Source organism: Candidatus Obscuribacterales bacterium (genome assembly GCA_019744775.1).
Classification (GTDB): Bacteria; Cyanobacteriota; Vampirovibrionia; order Obscuribacterales; family Obscuribacteraceae; genus SBAT01.
In genome coordinates, this window is the sequence record JAIETZ010000001.1 from 515287 (window position 1) to 536206 (window position 20920).

Consider the following 20920-nt stretch of genomic DNA (forward strand, 5'->3'; position numbering starts at 1 on the left):
ACAGAACAAAGAAAATGACACGAGACGAACAAAAACTAGAAATTGATCTTCAACTACTGTTACCACATGTGGACAATGAGCGTGATCACTGTATCCAGTCGTTGGAGCGCCAGTTACAAGCAACTCGTGGTATCACCCAAGCTCACATCAAAGCACAGGAGAAACAACATACTCTCTGCTTGCACTATGATCCAACTTTGCTTCAACTGACAAATGTACAACGACTGGCATCGCACGCTGGTGCTGCCATATCCAATCGATACCAGCATCAACTCCTGCCGATCATTGGTATGGATTGCTCCGATTGCACAATGGTTGTAGAGCACGGAATCAAGCGCATAGATGGTGTCCTAAGTGTTTCCGTGAGCTACGTTTCAAACACTCTGAAAGTCGAGTTCGACAGTTTCAAAACAAACACTGCTGAAATCAAAGAACGTATTAAGGGACTTGGCTATGAAGTGCCGGAAACAGGGCTTAGAGCCGTTTTCGCCGAACGCCGGGAACTTATCTTCTCATTGATTTGTGGTCTAACTATGGCAATTGCTTGGTTGACACCGAAGCTGTCACTACCCATGGAAGTTGCTTATCCATTTTTTGCGGCCGCATATATTTTCGGTGGATATGATATCGCCCGCCATGCCTGGCATTCTATTAAGGAAAGACAATTCGATACGGACTTACTGATGGTATTTGCGGCAGTCGGAGCAGCCATTCTTGGACAGTTTTCCGAAGGAGCACTTTTGCTTTTCCTGTTTAGCTTTGGACACGCTCTTGAAGAACTTGCTCTCGATAAAGCTCGCGACGCAGTTTCTAAACTTGGACAACTTACACCCAACACTGCTTTCGTAGTTCGCAACACTCAACAAATCGAAGTTTCGGTTGATGAGATCCAAATTGATGAAATTGTTATCGTAAAACCAGGTGTACGAATACCGGTGGATGGCACAGTATCTCACGGACAGTCATCCGTCGACCAATCTCCGATCACAGGAGAGAGTGTGCCCGTTGAAAAAGATAAAGGTGACAAGGTCTTTGCCGGCTCAATAAATGGCAACGGACAACTACTTATCAAAGTCACTAAGCTTGCCAAAGACAATACTCTATCTAGGGTTATGCAACTTGTGGAGGAGTCCCAAACTCAAAAGACTAAGACGCAACAGGTTACTGAAAAATTCACTTCATGGTTCGTCCCAGCCGTGCTTGTCTTGGACTTATTGCTTATCGTAGTGCCACCACTACTAGGTGTGCCTTTCAAAACTGCATTCTTGCGAGCAATGACGCTTTTAGTAGGCGTTTCTCCTTGTGCACTGGCGCTTGGCGCACCATCGGCTGCTCTTGCAGGAATCGCTCAAGCAGCAAGAAATGGCGTCCTCGTAAAAGGTGGCGTACATTTGGAGACTTTGGGACAGTTAAATGCAATTGCTTTCGACAAGACAGGCACACTAACACACGGCAAGCCAAAGGTTACCGACATCATAGTCAACGGAAGCATGTCCGAAAACGATGTGTTAGCACTGACCGCTGCCTGCGAAGCACGCTCTGGTCATCCACTAGCCTCTGCAATTGTTGCTGAAGCCAAATCTCGCAATCTATCGCTTCCTGAACCAACCGAGCTTCGGTCAATTGACGGACGAGGACTTGTAGCAAAAATCGATAATCACCGAATCGTTATCGGCAATTTACGGCTTATGCAATCGAACGGCATTGAGCTGGTACCGGAACATACCGAACAACTAGAGGCTGTCGAATCTGAAGGCAAGACAAGTATTTCCATTGCTATTGATGGAAAGATGGCTGCAATCATCGCTCTTGCAGATACTCCACGTAACGAGGCAAAAGCCTCACTAGCAAAGCTTCGTAAACTCGGACTTCAGCATTTGTTCCTATTATCTGGAGACAATATTCGTGTTGCAAGCAAGTTGGCTACTGACTTGGGAATAGACCAGGTCAAAGCAGGTCTGATGCCTGAAGACAAAGTCGAACAGATGAAGGAGTTAGCCGCCAACAAAGTTGTAGCAATGGTTGGCGACGGTGTAAACGATGCGCCAGCATTAGCCGCCGCGAGCGTCGGTATAGCCATGGGAGGGGCTGCTACAGACGTAGCCTTGGAAACTGCTGATGTTGCATTAATGGGAGATGATCTTGCTAGATTGCCCTTTGTGATAAGCCTTGGGCGGGCCACGCGCACCGTTATTCAACAAAATTTGGCCGTTTCTATCATTACCATTCTTGGACTTGCCAGTACAGCAGTTCTAGGACTAACAAATATTGGTTGGGCAATTCTATTCCACGAAGGAAGCACCATACTTGTCGTTGCCAATTCACTGCGCCTACTTGCTCATAGAACACTACTTCCGTCCGAAAAGGCGGCGTCCCTCAAATGAAAAACCCCCATTTACTGATTGCAGTTGACGAGCCCTCTTTGCCGACGGTAAGGTCAGCCCTCCTATCCTATGATCTGCTTGTTGCCCGCAATACCGCAGAAGTCACTCAACTTATGCAGGAAAAGTTGGTTGACTTGTTCCTTATTGATATTCATTTTGACGATTCAAGTGCTCTGAGACTTGTTGCTGATATTCGCAAAAACTCCTTGTACGGAAACACCCCGATCTTACTCTTCCGCCACCGTCCATCTGAAAATGCCAAAATGCTGCACTCAACAGTTTTGCAAGTAATTGTTCTCTACAAGATCGGACTTTATATGGAACTTGAAGATTCAGATGATCCAGCATCCGAAATTCGAATCATGGTGGATAAGTTCTTGAACAATTATAGGTAACTGAAGATGAATGCTAGTCAACAAATAAAAACCCACTATCTAACACGTTCTAGACAGTTTTTCGATCATTGTCATCCTGGGCGATTTCTCCTCTGGAAACTCCTCTTTGCAGTCGGTGTATATACAACCATCATTTGCTGGATTGACTTGCATGGTTTTCCTGCAAGCAAGATTATGGAGGCAAATGCGGCCATCTCTATCAGTGCTGTAATTGGACTATTACTAATCTTCCGCAACAACAGTGCTTACGAACGCTGGTGGGAAGCGCGCAAACTTTGGGGACAACTTGTTAACGAAAGCCGGAATTTAGCAATTAAGACACGCAGCTATGCCGATGAACTGTCAGATGCTGAGCGCACCGAAGTTGCTCAATTGATTGCTGGTTTTGCCGTTGCCCTAAAAGATCTGCTAAGGGAAAAACGCGACAAAGAGATACTGTCCAAGCTTTCAATACCTGAATCAAGCAATCATCCACCTTCGGCAATTGCTTTGCACATCTACAAAAAGCTTAAACGCTGGCGTAGTACAGGTATTGTGGATCAGTGGGAACAACTTCAACTTGATCAACATGCAAAGGTTCTGATGGATATCTGTGGAGGCACAGAGCGCATTTTAAAGTCTCCTATTGCCGGATCCTACAAACTACTTTTGTGGTCCGGATTGCTTCTTAATGCTGTCTGTGTGCCCTGGTTCATCGTGCCGAGTTTCCATTGGTGGTCAGTTGTAATCATGCTCGTCACCTCCTATTTTGTCTTTGGACTTGAGCTTCTTGCTGAAGAAGTTGAAAGACCCTTTGATGACCTTCCAAATGATCTGCCACTCGATTCCATATGCGAAACAATTCGGATATCAGCAGAAGAATCCTTGGAAGTAGCCCAAGGTTCCTGTAGTTCACTACCGAATGGAGGGTCCGACTAATGGATTGGCAGCTTGAATTGGTGATGGCAATGCGTGCATTACTGGCGGCATTTCTTGGCGGACTAGTGGGAGCAGAACGCGAACGTCACGGTCAGGATGCCGGTATTCGCACTTACGGAGCGGTCTCATTAGGAGCATGCGTGTTTGGATTGGTATCCATGCATGCCCTTGGCGCTGGTGGCATCGACACCAGAATTGCTGCTCAAGTGGTTACTGGAGTGGGTTTCTTAGGTGCCGGTGTAATCATGCGCGAACACGGCAAAACTACTGGACTGACCACTGCCGCCACAGTTTGGGCAACTGCGGCAACGGGACTGGCAATTGCCTTCGGAATGTATTTGCTTGGCACTTTGACCGCAACAATAATATTCTTTCTCCTTGCCTCGCACCACTTGCCCGGTTGGAAAATGCTTTCTAGCAATAGTCATGTTGCTACTTCGTCCGCACATCAAGAACATAGAGATAAAGAGGAGTAAATGTTGGTCTATCAAAACAGGCGCAAAAGTTCACACCGCCTGTTGATACTTAATTGCGCCAAGGCATTTTCATCATACAAACAATTCGATGTATCAAGGAGAGTTAAAGAAACATATGCCAATTACGGATATAGAAAAGGAAAAAATTAAGGCGCGTCTGGGTAAGGCAAGCGGTCATCTCAAACATGTCTATCAAATGGTCGATGACAAAAAGTATTGCATTGACGTACTCCAACAGTTAAAGGCTGTGCAAGCAGCCTTGGACAAAGTTGGGGAAATTATCCTTAGACAACACCTTCAGACTTGCGTTGTGGAGGCAATTCAGAAGCAAGACTCTAATAGCGTTATCGAGGAACTTGTCCAAGTGTTTCGCCACGCACCCACTCTCTATCAATACGAGGACGAAACAACTGAACTTCCCTCTTCAAGTTCCAACAGAGACTGTTGTCATTGATTTTCATCTGTTTCTCATACCGATCAGAGAGGGCAAACTGCATTTCTGATCGCTAAAGCAATCGCACACTTTTACTGTCCGTCTGTCGAACCAATTTTGTCTCTACCATCCCCACCCACCGGTTAGCTTGCTGTTCTTTGCAAAGCACTCTAGACTGGCTAATGTGTATCTGGGCTATTTATGAAAAAAATAACAACAGCTTTGTTCCTAACACTAGCGGTCTCCACTGTCGCCTTTGCCGATCATAGCGTCGAGCATCCTGAGCCACCCGTTGTAACTACTCCAGAGCACCATGAAACACCGGCAATAACTCCTCCGGTATATCAGCCGCCACCGACAGTAACGCCTCTAGTCACATCCCCAGTGATGCAGTCGCCAGCAACTTTCCAGTTACCGGCTGCTGCATCACCTACTACTATCCTGCCAACAGATGTTTCCGGCTTCCATGTAAATAGCATTAACCAACAAGCACCGATTGACAAAGCAGTCTTAATGGCTAAAGATGCGCGGTTCCAATTTACCGGTCAGTGGTTGCCATTTGATATTAAAGTGTCAGGTGCCGTGCCGACAAAATCGCCCTATCGACTGGTGTCGTTTGTCGAGGACAATACCAAACAAGGACATATTGAACACGTTGAAACTTCCAGCAACGATGCTGCTTTCATGCCTACTGTCAATGCGTCATTTGAGCGAGTCGATGATCGGCATTTACGATTAATTGAGGGTGCCGTCATTGTACGTGGAGCCATTCAGCCAATAATGGTTTCAACAAAACTGTGTGATGAAAACGTAGTTGCTCAAATTGGTGGCAATGCATTAACTTTGATATCAGCTTTTGATGGCAGACCAACCATTCTGAATCTGGTTGGTTCATCAGCCAACGCAGTCTCACTTTACGTTCCGATAGGACCGACACAGAGCCATCTGCTTAATCTTAAACCCGGTCAAATTGCTGAGGCTTACAAATTGGATAACACGCCAACCAGCAACCTTGTCGCAAAGAAGATAATTATCAATCAACGCATAGGACCTCATTGCGGACTGCTTGTCAGCCAGTGCCATTACGTGCGAGCCATGCGCAAATTCAACTTGGTTGCCTCATTACCAAGTGATCAATACCAGCGCGTACTCAAAACAGCAGCATCTCTAGAACACATGCGCCGCTAATCTTTTTTTTCGAATAAGTATGAACAAAGACTACTCAAATTAATGCAGCATACGTTGGTATGGTGTACGCTCTGTGAATAACTCTCATCGATAAGAAGTCTTTATCCATGCCGCAGAACAACCCTAGTAAATTGACACAAATACAGCTCAATAGACTTATTACACACGAGTCTTCAGCGGTTAAGTCCCGGATTGAAGCACTGCCTGAAAAGATCAATCCGATTCTTGTCAAGCCGTTACAAGAAGGCGATCTATTCTACGTAATTAACGGTACCAATCGTGTTTGTAAAGCACAGCAAGCAGGACAGAAAAGTATAAGTTGTATTGTCGCAACGCCCGACTTTTCATCTCGAATGGAGAAAATCGCGCGCGCGCGGCTTGGCTCGGACCGCACGATTCCAATTGCCGAAACTGATACAGACCGCCAACATCAGTTTTACTTAGACACCGACCATTTTACTTCTCGGGTATCTACAAAATCCGATCGTGGAACCATCGTTAGGGCGATGTTGGAAATTCAAATAGGCGATCAAATCTATTCACATTTTTCGCTCCCTCTAAAGGGGAGTCTTGGCGGCATAGTGTTCGATCCAACTGAATTCTTGAAACATTGCAATGCCCAATTTATTGATTCGGATAAGCTCTTGAGTTGTTGGGGTGATGACAATAAATACGACCCCCGCGTATTGCCATCTTATCTGGAAATCTCTGACTGTGCCTCCGATATATCTGCCGGCGGCTTCTTATTGCGACAAGCATTTTGGAAGGAGAAGTATGCGAATCTGGAGAGTAATACACCTATTGAGAGAGGACAAGTCCAGACGGTTTCACTTTTGGTAATTTATCCTAATGGTTTAGTGTGGGAAGGTCCCATTAACTATAAGGTCGGGGAGACATATGCAGTTTTATGGTCGGATCATTTACTTCGTGCAATGAAGGATCCAAATCTGATTCAGCAATTGACTGCCGAACCGCATTGGTGGAAGAAACCACCATACATCGTTTTGAATAAGGATTAACAAGAAGATGGTGGGCACACCATTTGGACACACTCCGGTACAAAGTCTAAGCTTCTTATTTGATCGGGAACAACTTTGAAAGACCATTACTTATTACGGAACAGCAAGAAGTTAAATTCTCTGCACGAAGGAAATTTGTGAATGAAAGCCGACGAGCACCTGCACAATAGCCCAAGCACATGGAAAATAGCTAGTGCAATTCTGAGTGCAATATGCATAGTTCTTGGGTTTTTACTCTGGCAAGAACATAAACAACAGATGATGCAAGCCCACGAACCAAGTGCGGACTTTGATCGATCTTTTATCGATATGATGATCCCGCATAATCAACAAGCTATTGACGAAGCCAAAAGAGCGCTTGCACAAGCTAAGCACGAAGATCTCAAGGAACTAGCGATAAAAATTGTGAGCACACGAGAACTAGAAATGGACCAAATGCAATATTGGCGGAAACTATGGTTCGGTGCTCACGAATAAGACTGATACAAGAGTATTCTATTAAAAGTGGGCGACTTCCATCTCGCCGATTAATTCGACAAAAGAACTTGTTCATCAGCGTCAGTAATTCCTGTGTAGTCATTTGGACGCTTACACTTCATTTTTCCGGCACTGGTCCAGCGTGTAAGATCCAAATCGCTATTCTTAGTTCCCATCGTTACCATGTTGAATCCAGCATTTTGAACAAGATAGTTCGCCGCCTGCTGGTAAATGCTGGCAACTGCATCTGTTCTGGCGGCAATCTTATGCCGTTGACCTTCTATGTTGTCAAAACATACCCCACCGGCATCGTTTTTCCAGGTAAATGATTGTCCTAAGATCTCCCCTGTATTTTCATTCTCAACCACAAAGAACCCGGCATTTGGAGATTCTTGTCCGTAATCCGCACACCCACTGCCCTCACCATCTGGATGTTGGCAGCAATACGTATACTGCCCTAAAAACATTCCCCGAACATCATCCCGCGGCAAGAACCTGCCAACCAGTCCGGACTCTGTCCAAACTTGCCCCAGTGGGAAAGGAGAGGGGACAGACTGAGACCGTAAGTAAAGTCTCTCCAATTCCGGATAGTCTCTTTCATCCGTGCCCCATTTCGCAGCTTCACGCGCAAAGTGCGGCGCTTTTGCATTTACATACGTTTTATTGATGGACTCTTCCAACAATTTATCAAATGAAAGCTTGCGTTCTTCCAGAGAGAGTTTCGGCCAGCATTTTGCAATAAGACCAAGATGCACACGATTCCTGTCCCTGTTTGCCATCAGGAAATTGCCTAATCCCTTTAGTTCAAAGGCGGGTTTTAACGGGAGCCAGTAGGTTGCATCATGTAAACTTATCTGTTTTTCTGCCTGTTTGGACAGCCATATCTCACTTTGGTTGCCGAACGTATTTACTAAGCGTACATAATTGGTCCACCTAGGATCGTATGGGCTGGCGTTGCGATCTTCCGCCTCCATGTTGTCGAAGCTATATTCTTGGCGCAAGTCTTCGTATACTTTCGCGAAATCCAAATCCGTTTCCAAAGAAAGGGGTCGGATTGAACTAAAGAATTCAGCACTGGCAAGGTCCCTAACTGCCCTATATTGCTCATAGGCAGGATCAATGATTGCGTGATATTCCTTTGAGGCTTCATCTTCGATAGCACAATATTTTTTATTGGGTGCATCGCTTATCTGTTCATACTGTTTCCAAGCTTGCTCTGTTTCCTTCAGAGAAGTTTTCCAAGCTCGATCATGTATTGGTTCCAGTTTTTTAATTGCTTGCTTTCGCAAAGTCTCATATTGGATAAGAGCAGGTTCGCTCACCAATTGCAACTGCTGCCAAGCTTGAGACTTTATTGCTTTGTATGCTTCTCGACTGTCCTTGTTTGTCGGATCAAGTTTTTCACGGGCTTGTTGCTTTGTTTGCATGTACTGTTTGAAAGCAGGATCGAATACTTGCCTGTATTGTTCCCAGGCTTGATTCTTTATCTCTTCATACTCAGCTCTAGCTTGCCTGCAAGTGACTTTCTGTTGCATTTCAGCCGATTCGCGTATTGCGTGGTACTGTTTGCTGGCAGGTTCGTAAATTGCATGGTACTCGCTAGAGGCAGTTTCCGTTAGATTGCGGTACCTCTCGCGGGCTGGAGCATCTATTTGCTCGTAATCATTCCAAGCACGTTCTTGAACGGCATTGTATTTTTCAAAAGCTGGCTCAAACTGAGAAAGATCCACCGACTCATTTGCAAATTCTCTTAGCGATTTCATCCATTCTCCAGCATCGCGATGAGGATGCAACTGCCAGCACTTGTCCACCAGTGCTTTCGAAACGAGTTTGGTGAATACGTCACCTTTTAACCCCAGAAGAAGACTCGCATTGTCTCCTCTCTTCTGCCCACGCCTACCTTCACGTTGAGTCCATGCCATTACCGAGTCGTGTAAAATCTCCTTGGAGAAGGCGGGCATCGATGGAAACAAGTAGTCGATTGTTCCTTTTACATCGTTTTTTGCAACTAACTCCTTCAGCCTATCCGAGATATAGTCATGTTCATTTACCCTTCTGTCAGAATTCATCTGATCAAATTCTGTTGCAAATATTCTTCTGTAGAAAGGGTCCTCTGCAATCAACCCTGGGTGCATATCCTGAGAGTTCTTCTTTGCACCTAATTCTTTTTGTATCGTAGCTTCAGTAGTCCTTGCCCGTAGTTCTTCTGCCATCCTAATAGCAATGTAGGCTTCCTCTGCTTCCGCGAATCTATTTTCTCTTAGTAGCTTTCTAACCCCATTCATTCCTGCATCAGTACTATTTCTGATTGCTTTGTCCTTATATTTCGAAAGGTGCTCAAGCTCATGTCCCAAGACATCTAAACTTACCAACTTTGGCACAAGTATCGTGTTTTCTGTATGCAAGGCTTTAGCAATTGTATCGTCAGTTACCTTCACTCTAACAAGGGGATTGTTTCTGACCAAATTGTCAAAAGTACTTGACCGATTAAGAAGACCATTCTTTTGGACATATCCATCCAGTGTTGTTCCGCGTCCCATGAAGGCATTGCCCAAATCGGCAGCGCGAGTCAAGCCGTTGTGCACCATAGGCAACACCACGTTCATAGCGGCGCCAGTGACTCTATTTTCGTATTTGACCTCCGGTTCCTCGGTATCCGATTTATGAGAAATGCTGTTCGCCAAGAAGTGATGAGTATCGGCCGCGCAAACACCAACTGAAGCGCGGCCCAATGCCCGAACTAGTCCGGTGCCGATGCCAAATCTACTTTTTGCAACCAGACTGTTGCCCAATTCGAGGACCGCAAAACTTCCTGCACCCGAAATCCCATTGCCAGCCCTTGTGTCCCCTTCTGCCAAGGGCCTCAAACTGTCATAGACACCGACACCTAATACTTGCGCTACTCTATTGTTGGCGGCAAAGCGAGATACGACAAGGCTAGTCCTTTCCAGCCTGAACGCTCCGGCAACGTTTCGCAAAATGCCACCGGTAAATCCCCCGGCCAACCCATACGTTACAGCACACCCCAGTCCGGCTGAGATATTTTGAAGCCACCATTCGGTACTACCTAGATTGGACTTTGTCACTGGCAATGCTGCTGCATAATCAATAGCATCGGACTTCTTATCGGCAGTCCCTGAAAGTAGCTTTCCCGACTCGATTGCCACGTTACAAACATCTACAACACTGGCATTCAAAAACGGATTAATGACATTTCCTGCAAACCATTCCGCATCCCATGGGCGGGGTGCATCTGATCCTTCGAGGTGTCTGCGCCCTTCCGAACCAGTCTCAGCAAATGAATGTCTTTCAGGTGAAGAAGTCACTATAAGTCACTCTGTATACTCGCACAGAATGGATTTTATTGCAGTCAGGTATTTGCAGCCATGGTAAAAATACGAGGCAATCAACGGAGTTAAACTGGAATAGAAGCCATTGAAGTTGAACTACTAAGCGAATTAATGCTAACGCTACGAAACAGCTCAAATCATCAGTAAACGCACGATTAGGGGCGCATAGTTTTTTGCCTGATAGCACACCCAAAATACTACCATTTTTGGGCACGAACAATCTTGGATAGCAACCAGTCAGCCTCCGCTTGCCTTTCTGAAGTCCAGATACCGTGTATTCCTCTCATCCAATCAGTATAATCGTTGCCGTTTTCTCCGCGATAGTATGCCTCACTGCCCTCAACAACATACCGTTGCGCCCCCTGGGTGCGCCTCAATTCACCAATCTTGGATTCCGAAAAAGGTTTACCCTCTTTGGCAGCAACAGCTAAATCACCCGGTTGAGCACCATCATAACCAAATTTCTTAGAGCCTTTTAGAGCAGTGTACATTAACACATCACCCGGCTTACCAAGCGTATCGGAACTGCAACCTACCAGAAGTTGCCTACCAACTTCAGCCGGAGTAGCCCCTTCTGGAACGGTAATTCCAACAATACGATTACTTTTATCAAAAGTATACCCAGCCGGACCTTTACTTGAGCGGATCACTGATATTTCACCATTCACACATTCGTCTAGGAAGGTATCACGAGCATGTTCAAATGATCGTCGCATCTGAGATGCATTGAACAATTCGCATTCCTCTTCAGAAATTGCTTTCTGCCATGAAGGCTCATGGTTTACAGCTGCAGATGTCTCTTCACAATGCGTTGCGAACCTATCGGCATTTTTGTTGTGTCTTAGCACTTGAAACTCTTTATGCTTGGCATAAAAGTCCATGTCAACAGACTTAGCTGAAGTCTTAGGAGACGGCATAAAGACGTTTTCAAATATTCGCTTTGTGAAACCAGGAGTAATTTTCGATGTCACTGTATAACCATATTCACGTCCTACGGCCATTCCTAAGCCACCAGTAAGCCCGACAAGACCAAGGTTGAAACCTTCTTCTCCTAACTGCTTATTCGCCGTATGTATTTGCTTGCTAAATGTATTCAAGTCGCTATTTTTATAAACAGCATCAAGTGCTGTGGATAATTCTTGATCTTTACTATACTTTTTCCACGCATCAACACCGTACGCTAAAGCACCAATTGAGCCCAGAAGCTGCACCGCTGTTTTCAGACTCGAATTTCTGCTGGTTAAAATAGTGCCAATCACGCTGCCCACCAATAGCGACGCGCCGGCCTTTTCAGCCGTTTCGACTTTCCACTCTTTGGCTATGTCGGTAATTCCACCAAAAATAAGTCCTTCGCCTACAAGTGCTGTCTGCCTCAATCGACCCATGGGATTGTTAATAGTGCCAACAATAAATTCGTTGAAATCATTCTGCCAGTTCTCAACCATTCTTTCACGCGAATTATCTACTTGTTCCTGATGGCGCCCAATATCGCCCTTAGAACCACCATCTGCCATTAGTCGTCACCCCACTAAAATTTCATAGCTACTGCTTTCTGTAAGCATCCTATAGCTGCTTGCTAGTCATGTAATTGGGGAAATTCCCACGTCTGCGTATATTTCCCCCATCGGCAAATACGACTTAAAGATTTAGAGACTTCAGACATTCTTAGGGCAGAGAGGGTATGTGCAAAGTCATTCGCACGAGGAGATGAAGAGCGGACATAAACGGACATATATGAATAGGTGATGGGAAAAATACGGTAAACCTTGGTGGTTTCCCCAGTGATCAGCGCCATTACGAATAGTATGGTGCTACCTACATGAATTTGAGCCACGGAGATATACATATGGCAGACGGTATTAGGGAATTACAACATCAAGATGAACTCTACAACCACCTTGTAGGTCCAGCAAAGATTGAAAAAACCACAGGATTTGATGGTTTCGTCAATGATTTTTGGCGCGGCATGGAGGACAATGTTCTTCCAGGTAAGTTTATTAAAGATACGACTCGTCCTGTAGCCGAAGCTATCGGTATGACATACGATGATGCCGTACTGTCTTATAGTAAATGGTCTCAGCGCCCCGAATTAATTGCACAGCACGCAGCTCAGTTACATCGTGAAGCGCGTACCGAGACAGCATACGGCGACAACATGGCAGCATGGAGTGTCATGCACCGTGAACTTCGTTTCTTAAGGAAGGGATTTGGTAATGAGTCGCAAAGTTTGACGACTCAAGCAGTCGCATTGGATAAAGGCAGGTTAGGTATCAGAATCATGGCCGCTACAGGTCTAGTTCCACCAGGACTACGTGTGACAGCAGATAGCGTTGCGGATGCCGACAATCTTAAAGCCAATCCAGATCAATTGAAAGACTATCAGTTTTAGAAAGGGGTACTACCAAGGTACCCATGAAACGCGTTCCAGGAAAAAACAGTGGACGTAAACTACAGTGGCTGTTCAGGTCATAATTTCCCTATCTTATTATGGAGCTTCAATAATGTCTGATTTTCTGTATGAGTCAAAGACAAACCGTCTTTCGTCAGATGAGAACAGTGTCGGTAATATCTTTCATAGAGAAATGGAATTATTGAGTTCTGTTCCTCAGACTGTCTTTACCGGGCTTTGTGAAAGAGTCAATGAAATTAGGGAAAATCCATTTTCAGCTGTTGGTATGCAAGTCATTGCATCTGCAGCAATCGGGGCCGGTTTAGCAGTGATAACTAAGAATCCCAAAGCGTTTGTCGAACCATTCATAGGACATAACTCAGATAAATTCATAGCTGGCGCAAAGAAGTTATTGCCGGTAGCAGGGACTTTAATGCTTGTCGGAGATGTCAGCATGCGAACAGCTCCAGTTATGTGGGACACAGCCACAAATGCTAATCATTTGGAAGCAAACAAAAAACTGCTTGGTTACAATCTCGGTTCTATGGCAATTGATTATCCTCTCACAGGTTTAGCTGGCACAGGTGGCGCTTTGGCTGTGGATGTAGCCGGCACATTGCGCCCAGGGTTAGCAATGTCGTCCAAAGTCATGCAATCTTCACTGATGAAAGGAGCAGACTTCAATAGTTTGCGTCCTGCCTATGCCGGCGGAGTTGGAGAGGAAGTAATTTCCAAGCAAGCAGGTGAAGGTCTTGCCGATTCGACAGTGTTTTTTAAGAAGCGAGAATGGAATTTGCCTACTGGAGAAAAAATTGAACTGCATGATGATGGGAATGCCATTCTTCATAAAGGCTCATCGAGTTCCAACTATAAGTACAAACCAGTGGACAATAGACTAGAGCTTTTGTACAAACCGTTCGAAGACATAGGACAAATGCTTAATAGCATAATCATTGCCGATTCCACGTCGCTTGAACCGTTCTATATGGTGCGTGATTTGCTGAATGGTAAGTCATTTGCCGGAATACTAAAACATTTTCAGGGGAAGTGGGAACCAGAGTACTCAACTAATACTTGCATAGAACTGCGTTCAAATTACACCGGTGAAATTGCCAATTTGAAGAAGGACTATGGTTCTAAGAATTCCCCATTGGTTATTCAGCCCCTGGAAAAAATAGAATTGCCAAACTGCAGCATTGAGAAGTTGCCTGAATTCACAAGGCCCTATCAACAGTGGAATTCCGATTGGAAATATTTCTATGAGAATGTGTATCCATCTGAATTTAAACCCTTAGCAAAGACCTTGCAAGGCACGGGATTCAGGTGCGACAACGCTGATCCTTTACTATGGGGACAACTAAAAAACGGTTGGAAAGTCATTCTAGATCCACGAAAAGTTTATACGAAAGAGTACCCAGGCGCATGGGAAGAAATTGATCACCAAAGTGCCGTTCGACTATATTCGGCCGGACTGCGTAATCTGACAAGCATATACGGGGAAACGAACCCCGCGATTGGTAAATTCAAGGAACGCCTTGGAAATCACTTTGCAGCATTGGGACAAAATGATAAAGCCCGACGTTTGTTTGAAGAAACCTTGCAGGTTCAGCAGCAGTCCGGCGATCTAAATGGCGCCCACAATACAGCAAAGAGTTTATTTTATCTATTTAGGAACATGAGTGACTATGGAGAGAAGACATGGGCGATCAATAAGGCTGAATACTACGCAAAACTATCAAGCGAACTATACCAAAAGTGGGCAACTAGTCGCTTAGATCGTTCCACGACACGAACGCCGCTTCAGACGTCTTAACACCTGAAATTACTGCAGATTTGTGGTGATTCCCCGGCTAACAGAAGCAGCTTATCTTGTTGCTCAGTTATGGATTTTTGAGCAGCAAGACACCTAATCATGCTTCACAGCCATGAGACTAGCTATCTGAGCCGATGCTGACTTGTAGGTTGGATCAATCTCCAAAACTTTCTTGCAGTCAGCTATGGCTTCTGAAAATTTGCCCAACTCTTTATAATTCTGGGCACGATTCCAGTACGGTCCAGGTCTTTGTGATTGCATCATTTGAATCGATTTAGTGCAATCATCAACTGCATCTTCGTACCTTCCCATTGCGGCAAAAACAAGTGCGCGGTTCTGGTAAATTTCGTACTGTGGAAAGAGATTATGCAAGTTATTGAATTCTTGCACAGCCTGCTCATATCTGCCATCTTCTAGGTATGCCAAGGCTAAGTTATTGCGCGGTCCGGGGCGTTGTGGTTCAAGTTCAACAACACGTTGAAAATCAGCAATCGCCAAGTCATATTGCTGCAAGGTTTCATAGGCGCCGGCCCTACCAGAAATTGCGCGACTGTCTTGCGGATCAATGCTTATCAACCGAGTAAAGTAGGTAACAGTCCGTTGTAATTCCTTGTGATCTAATTTTGGTGGAAACAAAGTAGATTCGCCCATCGCATAAAGCATCGTATTTAGCGCCTGCATACTGAACGAGGTTTTCTTTCCTCGCATAAGATTTGCAATGTCAACTTCATTTGCATCAAGATAAGCGGCCGCCTTTGCATAAGACCAAGCACGCTCATCAATCGACTGAGCCAATCTAATAGTTGCGCGCTTCGCATGTTCGCTGCTCTGAAACTGAGCAGAGTCAAGCAAATAACGTCCGGCATTTGGTGCTGAGATTGAATTCGTCTCTGGCTTTGGCGAAAAGTGCCACATTGTACACAGTGCAAGAATTACCACAATGCCACCACACACCATACCGGAATGCTTCCAATTACTTAGAAATCTTGGACTCTTATTGATGTCGGGGCGCCTATGATTTAATTCTGTGCAGGCGCGGAGCCAGTCCGATTCGGGAGCAAATGGATATTTAGCAAGTTCAATTAGCTCAATATCAGACAAACTTGAATGTGGTTGTGATTCATGAACATCGCCGGAGCCTTGTTCTTGCAAGGAGACGGTTTGGGACTCTTGCTGTACCGTTGTAGCCGAGGGGATTCTGTCAGTTTCAGGCGTTGATAGAGTCGGGATCTGTGCCGACGAATCATTCAGAGCTTCAACAAGAATCACTTCCGATTGGCTTTCTAGCTTTATGCGCTCTTCCTCAGGCATGTCACGACCTCCTAACGGTTAAATGGATGTTCGTTTATCCAATGAAATCCACGACTTGTAAGTCTGAAATCTTGGTTGTTACCCCGATGCAATATGGCATGAATTCTCTGCTTACAAAAAACACCGTCTAATACAAGGCGTTGACCATCTAGCTTCTTATACCTGAACTCCGCTTTCCAGTTAGGAATTTCGGTTGGCAAAGCAATTGTCTCTTTCTTGGCATCGAGCTTGAGGTGGTATGTTTGCCGACTTCCATCAGCATGCTGAACGGTAAACATATCGTAAATATCAAAAGCGACTCGGCGCCAGCAAGTCTCATCCGTCACAAGCGGTGGAAGCACTTTTCCATCAACCTCAAACTCATCGACCAACCAGATGCCGTAAAAGGGACTCTTTAGAGATGAGTTATACATAGTTTTGGCAGATTCATAACCAGCATAGAGTGGCGCACCAAGAAAATAGCCTCCGATGCACAATTGCACCACAAGCAAACCACGATTAAGCCAGGGACGCTGAAACAGTTGAGCATCGCTAGACAGTGCGACTTTACGATTCAAGAGAAAGAAATCTATCAACTTCTTAAAATCGGGCATCAGCAGGAAAACTGCCATAAGCAAAAGATGAAACGAGTACAGTTTTACCGGCACGTCATAGCACATGTTGAGCATAAAAATGTTCGTTAAGACAGCAAAACATACTAGCGCCCCTAAAACTGTCAGCCGCGGAACAATAAGTAGCAAACCGGCAAATACTTCAGCCAGCCCCCCAAACATCGTGTATCCCTTCGATGATCCCATAAACGTCCATAACAGCCCCATTGGTGAAGATTCACCGTAGGTTTCCAGAAGTCTCCAGAAAAAGGGCGCAGGAAACTGTGTGTTAAAAACTTTGCAGGCGCCATAGGTAAACATTGCATTGGCTAACACGAACCGAATATACAGCCTGAGCCACTGATGTAGTTCAATATAATTAGTTCTCTTGCGATCTGCGATAGACCAGATCAGGGTAACCAGCGCGGACAGAGCCAAAAAGCACAACACCTGGACATAGTTGAAAGTAGTATCACCACTGCCGGTTTGCAGTACAGCAATATCTTTGCTGAGGTGCAAAATATGCTTGCCTATCCAAGGAATTATTGTTTTCCAGACATCCAGATACTTTTCGCCAGGATACTCGGTGAAAGGAAGTGCCCCTAGAGGGAATGGCAAGTTGTACAAGATGAGGTAGGCACAAACGAACCGAAAAGCGGTGCACTGCAAAACACTCCAGCTTCTGTCTTCAACCAGCGGTTCAGTCGTGGATTTATCAATCGTCAACATTACCTGACATTACATCGAGTATCAGGAACCAGTCAAATGAATCCAGTCATGGGCAAATATATGACAACTGCGATTTTTAGTGTTGCCGTGATCTCGCCTTCGTCAGCATTAACTTTCCTGCTTTGCCAGCAGCAGCGTCCGTTGCTGGCTGTACATTGATACTAGTCGATGCACCTACATCAGCTATACCGGACACAGAATGGACGTATACGTCCAATTTGCCTGCTTTGTCAGTCGCTTTAAATTGCCACTTGACGTTACCGGCACTGTCAGCCAATTTCGGCACAAGATCAGTTCCAATAAGTTCCTGATCTCCGCTGGCGACAGTGATAATGCACTTTGCATTCGCATTGGTAATAGCTTCCAAGATAATGTCTTCACCTGCATTTACTTCTTTTGGCAGACTTACTATCTTCAAATGATTGGTTCTTGCAAGCGGCATGGTTCCATCTTCTGCCAGCGCTTCAGGTAAAAGGACAAAAACTGCCAAGATAGCGCTCGGCAATACTAATTGAATATTTCTGAACATTATTCCTCCGCTGTAACCTACGAAATTCAGTACTTAAATTGTACATTCAGAGGGTAGACAGAAAATTAATTCCACGGCAAGCGGAGTCGTCACCGGGTTTTCTCTATGTGCACAATGCCGTTTCGTATTAGTATTTCAATCCGTGAAGTAGTATGGCGGTGCCATTCATGTCTATAAGTTCTTCACCATCAATCGTGCAGTCAAACAGCCAATCGTTATCTATTGCAAGGTGGGCAGCCAAGCGTTTCAATTTGTAAGCGTCCTCGAACGGTCTAGTAGTGCCGGCAGGAAGCCTAATCTTTGCCATTACCGCAGGTTGTCCAAATGCCTCCTCAGGTATTGAGATCGCCCGGTCAACTTTTACACCCGGGACAAGTTCTTGAGCATGGAGAATAAATGTCTGTAGCATCGAGAATTCGTGAGCAGTGGGCTCCAGAAGAAGTCTGCCAGCCTCATCCAGTCCGGGTGTAGGACCGTCTACGATGTCAGGTTTTAAGAGCGTTTCGGCGCCATTGGACAAGGCTTGCCGGTAGGACCAATATTTCATCGCGCCTTTTGCACCAATACCGCCGACGATAGTTGCTGGTACGGACAACCCCCAATTGAAGCCGTCTGGTCCGCACTCGGCTTCAGCAATCTGTTTGCCGGCGGCAACGGCTTCAGGCTTGTTCCAAGCAGCTTCCAGAGCCGATTTAAGTTTGGGCTTAGAATGAAGATCGACGGCTGTGGCCGCAATGGCACCTACACCCATGCCTAAGCCAAGCCATTTGGCACCTGTAGAGAGAAATTTAGTCTTCGAATCAATAAGTAAACTGAAGGCAGCGCCAATGGCTCCAGCAACACCCATCTTAGTTGCAGTTTCCCCAGCGTGATTTAGGATTTGGTTCGGTATTTCCTTAATGCCACCGACGATAAGACCATGAGTCAGAACATCGGCTTGCCTTATGCGTTTGTCCGGGTGCATTGCCGACTGCACACAAAAGTCCATAGTTTCATAAATGGCGGAGGCGCAAAATCCAAGGGGATTTGCGTATTTGTGATCGAGTTCATCTGTAGGATGCGACATAATCTCATTCCTAATGGCTGCCCAAAAGCGTACCTTTAGCTGAACTATTAGTCTGTGGGGAAAATACGAACGTAATGAAGATATTTCCATCTCTTCCTTGCTGGTACAAGCTCACCATCAGGATTCTCAAGGTTTCATTGGGTGTTTGCCCGATTACTGCTCAGGAATTCTCTCCAGTTGTCACAAGCCTTCTCAAAGATTACAATTACAGAAAATGTGAGAGGACGTTTCCATGAAAGCTTTGCTGCTATCTTTGATTTTGATGTTTATAGTAATTCCAGCCAAGGCAGACAACGCTATACCCAGTTTCACAGGTTATCTTGTGGACAGAGATGCGGTGCGAATGACCAACAAAAATATCGACATGAAGTCGACACAAGCCGCCTATAGTCGGCAACTTGCGTTGCGCTCTGACGCGGTTTTCGCGTTAGTCAGCAATGGCAAACTGTACGAACTTGATACAGCAGGCAATAAACTTGCGAAATCACTTATCACTAATTCCCATAATGATCAGCCGCTATTCGTTATGATTCGCGGACAATTGGCAGATGAAAAAATCGCAGTAGAGCAACTTTCCGATATTTCCGTCCAGAACTTTTGAGAAACCTTATGCAAGGCACGATCAACTACAACGTCTGTTTGATTGGACTCATGAGTTTCTTCACTCTTGTCACTACGCAGGTAGATGCTAAAGCTGATTTTGCCAGCCCAGTATCAACAGAAGACATCAAGCCCGGCCAATCTATTGCAATTGAGAATTCGACACATATACCAATAAGCATCGTTAAAGTACTTAGGGATTGCAGAATAGTCTGCATAGGCGAATTCCACGGTTCAAAAGAAATTCCAGAATTCGTTGACAGTCTTGCAGGTCAACTATCAGATGATGGCTCCGATCTCATCGTTGGACTTGAATTACCAAGGGATCATCAAAAATTTATTGATGAATACATGAAAACTGGTGACGAAGAAATATTGAAGTCAATGCCGATATTCAACTGTCCAGTGCAGGATGGACGGGGGAGTACTGCGATGGCAAGCTTAATTAAGCATTTGCGGACTATGCCAGCGATCAAGGTCATTGCTTTTGATCCTATTTCGGCGAAAAACCCACAAGACCGCGACAACAGCATGGCAGAATTTTTGGCAAAACAATTACAATCCGCACCGAACAAGCGTCTCTTAATTCTATGCGGAAATGTCCACGCGGCTAATCGTGTCGGAATGTCGTTTGATCGTACATTTTGCCCAATGGCCAATCACTTAGCACAATTGCGCCCAGATGACAGGATTTACACCATCGTTGCTAAGTTTCAGAACGGAACTACGTGGTCACTGACGCCAAACAATAAAGGTGGACCGGTAGTGCATAAGAGGAAGCCTTGCTCGATTGAACACGGAGCCTCAGATTGTTATTTTCTGCCATATAAACAGTCTACTAATGGGTACAATGCAGAGTTGTTTATCCGCACTTTAAGCCTGTCTGAACCGTATTGGCTCTCACGCAGCGAGGATGCCCAAGCCCCAGAAGATGGTATTCAAGGTTACAATCGACATCTCGAACGAGTGACACCACCAGCGGTGCCTCCACTACAATCGGTCACCGCTAAGCACGCCACTGCGCAACAATCATTGCATCAGTTATATCGTGACGACCAAGAGTCCCGCAAACAATTCCAAACGACCACGAGTTTCACCAAAGAAAACCCCAACAAAAGCAACGATCAATCAAAACCATAAATGACCCTTTGTCCAAGCTGTCACAAGTGTTCCCAAAGATTACAATTACGGATAATATGAGAGGGGGTTTCCATGAGAGCATTGCTGTTATTTTTGATCTTGCTGTTTATAGT

General features: G+C 45.3%; 18 protein-coding genes. 12 read left to right on the top strand and 6 right to left on the bottom strand.

Features of this window, described 5'->3' with window-relative positions:
- Nucleotides 1–14: 14 nt before the first annotated feature.
- From K2Y22_02215 to K2Y22_02250, 8 genes are all read left to right on the top strand, one after another.
- A complete protein-coding gene (locus tag K2Y22_02215) occupies nucleotides 15–2384 on the top strand; it encodes a cation-translocating P-type ATPase (protein MBX9877249.1) in 2370 nt (789 codons plus the stop codon).
- Complete coding sequence (locus tag K2Y22_02220) at nucleotides 2381–2779, top strand: hypothetical protein (GenBank protein ID MBX9877250.1); 399 nt, start codon at nucleotides 2381–2383, stop codon at nucleotides 2777–2779. The genes K2Y22_02215 and K2Y22_02220 overlap by 4 nt, the downstream gene beginning before the upstream one ends.
- Nucleotides 2780–2785: 6 nt before the next feature.
- Entirely contained in the window at nucleotides 2786–3697 is a 912-nt protein-coding gene (locus tag K2Y22_02225) for a hypothetical protein (GenBank protein ID MBX9877251.1), read from the top strand.
- The gene (locus K2Y22_02230) at nucleotides 3697–4173 is read left to right on the top strand and encodes an MgtC/SapB family protein (protein MBX9877252.1); all 477 of its coding nucleotides are present in this window, start codon (nucleotides 3697–3699) and stop codon (nucleotides 4171–4173) included. Before K2Y22_02225 ends, K2Y22_02230 begins: the two co-directional genes overlap by 1 nt.
- Before the next feature lie 115 nt (nucleotides 4174–4288).
- Nucleotides 4289–4627, top strand: coding sequence for a metal-sensitive transcriptional regulator (locus K2Y22_02235; GenBank protein MBX9877253.1), 339 nt, complete (start codon nucleotides 4289–4291; stop codon nucleotides 4625–4627).
- A gap of 180 nt (nucleotides 4628–4807) precedes the next feature.
- Nucleotides 4808–5794, top strand: coding sequence for a hypothetical protein (locus tag K2Y22_02240; GenBank protein ID MBX9877254.1), 987 nt, complete (start codon nucleotides 4808–4810; stop codon nucleotides 5792–5794).
- Nucleotides 5795–5901: 107 nt separating this feature from the next.
- Complete coding sequence (locus tag K2Y22_02245; protein MBX9877255.1) at nucleotides 5902–6813, top strand: hypothetical protein; 912 nt, start codon at nucleotides 5902–5904, stop codon at nucleotides 6811–6813.
- Between the two features lie 141 nt (nucleotides 6814–6954).
- Nucleotides 6955–7290 (top strand): DUF305 domain-containing protein, encoded by a 336-nt coding sequence (locus K2Y22_02250; protein ID MBX9877256.1) that lies wholly within the window; start codon nucleotides 6955–6957, stop codon nucleotides 7288–7290.
- Nucleotides 7291–7340: 50 nt separating this feature from the next.
- On the opposite strand, the gene K2Y22_02255 is transcribed toward K2Y22_02250, so the two are convergent.
- Entirely contained in the window at nucleotides 7341–10082 is a 2742-nt protein-coding gene (locus K2Y22_02255; GenBank protein ID MBX9877257.1) for a hypothetical protein, read from the bottom strand.
- A gap of 755 nt (nucleotides 10083–10837) precedes the next feature.
- Nucleotides 10838–12154, bottom strand: a complete 1317-nt coding sequence (locus K2Y22_02260; GenBank protein ID MBX9877258.1) for a hypothetical protein — start codon at nucleotides 12152–12154, stop codon at nucleotides 10838–10840.
- A 332-nt stretch (nucleotides 12155–12486) separates the two neighbouring features.
- Between K2Y22_02260 and K2Y22_02265 the strand changes: the two genes are divergently transcribed.
- Nucleotides 12487–13029, top strand: a complete 543-nt coding sequence (locus tag K2Y22_02265) for a hypothetical protein (GenBank protein MBX9877259.1) — start codon at nucleotides 12487–12489, stop codon at nucleotides 13027–13029.
- A gap of 112 nt (nucleotides 13030–13141) precedes the next feature.
- The gene (locus K2Y22_02270; GenBank protein ID MBX9877260.1) at nucleotides 13142–14842 is read left to right on the top strand and encodes a tetratricopeptide repeat protein; all 1701 of its coding nucleotides are present in this window, start codon (nucleotides 13142–13144) and stop codon (nucleotides 14840–14842) included.
- 93 nt (nucleotides 14843–14935) lie between these two features.
- On the opposite strand, the gene K2Y22_02275 is transcribed toward K2Y22_02270, so the two are convergent.
- The 4 genes from K2Y22_02275 to K2Y22_02290 form a co-directional block, all read right to left on the bottom strand.
- The gene (locus K2Y22_02275) at nucleotides 14936–16153 is read right to left on the bottom strand and encodes a tetratricopeptide repeat protein (protein MBX9877261.1); all 1218 of its coding nucleotides are present in this window, start codon (nucleotides 16151–16153) and stop codon (nucleotides 14936–14938) included.
- A gap of 11 nt (nucleotides 16154–16164) precedes the next feature.
- Entirely contained in the window at nucleotides 16165–17469 is a 1305-nt protein-coding gene (locus K2Y22_02280; GenBank protein ID MBX9877262.1) for a hypothetical protein, read from the bottom strand.
- A gap of 79 nt (nucleotides 17470–17548) precedes the next feature.
- Nucleotides 17549–18001, bottom strand: coding sequence for a hypothetical protein (locus K2Y22_02285; protein MBX9877263.1), 453 nt, complete (start codon nucleotides 17999–18001; stop codon nucleotides 17549–17551).
- A 127-nt stretch (nucleotides 18002–18128) separates the two neighbouring features.
- Complete coding sequence (locus tag K2Y22_02290) at nucleotides 18129–19067, bottom strand: hypothetical protein (protein ID MBX9877264.1); 939 nt, start codon at nucleotides 19065–19067, stop codon at nucleotides 18129–18131.
- Between the two features lie 232 nt (nucleotides 19068–19299).
- Here K2Y22_02290 and K2Y22_02295 point away from each other — a divergent pair, with 232 nt between their 5' ends.
- Together K2Y22_02295 and K2Y22_02300 are read left to right on the top strand one after the other, a co-directional pair.
- Nucleotides 19300–19668, top strand: a complete 369-nt coding sequence (locus tag K2Y22_02295) for a hypothetical protein (protein ID MBX9877265.1) — start codon at nucleotides 19300–19302, stop codon at nucleotides 19666–19668.
- Nucleotides 19669–19676: 8 nt separating this feature from the next.
- Entirely contained in the window at nucleotides 19677–20807 is a 1131-nt protein-coding gene (locus K2Y22_02300) for a hypothetical protein (GenBank protein ID MBX9877266.1), read from the top strand.
- The last annotated feature ends 113 nt before the right edge of the window (nucleotides 20808–20920 follow it).

Excerpts from the sequence above, each read along its gene's own strand:
- K2Y22_02295 (MBX9877265.1), top strand. The coding sequence starts at position 19,300 with ATGAAAGCTTTGCTGCTATCTTTGATTTTGATGTTTATAGTAATTCCA.
- K2Y22_02285 (MBX9877263.1), bottom strand. The coding sequence starts at position 18,001 with ATGTTCAGAAATATTCAATTAGTATTGCCGAGCGCTATCTTGGCAGTT.
- K2Y22_02235 (MBX9877253.1), top strand. The coding sequence starts at position 4,289 with ATGCCAATTACGGATATAGAAAAGGAAAAAATTAAGGCGCGTCTGGGT.
- K2Y22_02215 (MBX9877249.1), top strand. The coding sequence starts at position 15 with ATGACACGAGACGAACAAAAACTAGAAATTGATCTTCAACTACTGTTA.
- K2Y22_02300 (MBX9877266.1), top strand. The coding sequence starts at position 19,677 with ATGCAAGGCACGATCAACTACAACGTCTGTTTGATTGGACTCATGAGT.
- K2Y22_02220 (MBX9877250.1), top strand. The coding sequence starts at position 2,381 with ATGAAAAACCCCCATTTACTGATTGCAGTTGACGAGCCCTCTTTGCCG.
- K2Y22_02290 (MBX9877264.1), bottom strand. The coding sequence starts at position 19,067 with ATGTCGCATCCTACAGATGAACTCGATCACAAATACGCAAATCCCCTT.
- K2Y22_02230 (MBX9877252.1), top strand. The coding sequence starts at position 3,697 with ATGGATTGGCAGCTTGAATTGGTGATGGCAATGCGTGCATTACTGGCG.
- K2Y22_02260 (MBX9877258.1), bottom strand. The coding sequence starts at position 12,154 with ATGGCAGATGGTGGTTCTAAGGGCGATATTGGGCGCCATCAGGAACAA.
- K2Y22_02250 (MBX9877256.1), top strand. The coding sequence starts at position 6,955 with ATGAAAGCCGACGAGCACCTGCACAATAGCCCAAGCACATGGAAAATA.
- K2Y22_02265 (MBX9877259.1), top strand. The coding sequence starts at position 12,487 with ATGGCAGACGGTATTAGGGAATTACAACATCAAGATGAACTCTACAAC.
- K2Y22_02245 (MBX9877255.1), top strand. The coding sequence starts at position 5,902 with ATGCCGCAGAACAACCCTAGTAAATTGACACAAATACAGCTCAATAGA.
- K2Y22_02240 (MBX9877254.1), top strand. The coding sequence starts at position 4,808 with ATGAAAAAAATAACAACAGCTTTGTTCCTAACACTAGCGGTCTCCACT.
- K2Y22_02275 (MBX9877261.1), bottom strand. The coding sequence starts at position 16,153 with ATGCCTGAGGAAGAGCGCATAAAGCTAGAAAGCCAATCGGAAGTGATT.
- K2Y22_02225 (MBX9877251.1), top strand. The coding sequence starts at position 2,786 with ATGAATGCTAGTCAACAAATAAAAACCCACTATCTAACACGTTCTAGA.
- K2Y22_02270 (MBX9877260.1), top strand. The coding sequence starts at position 13,142 with ATGTCTGATTTTCTGTATGAGTCAAAGACAAACCGTCTTTCGTCAGAT.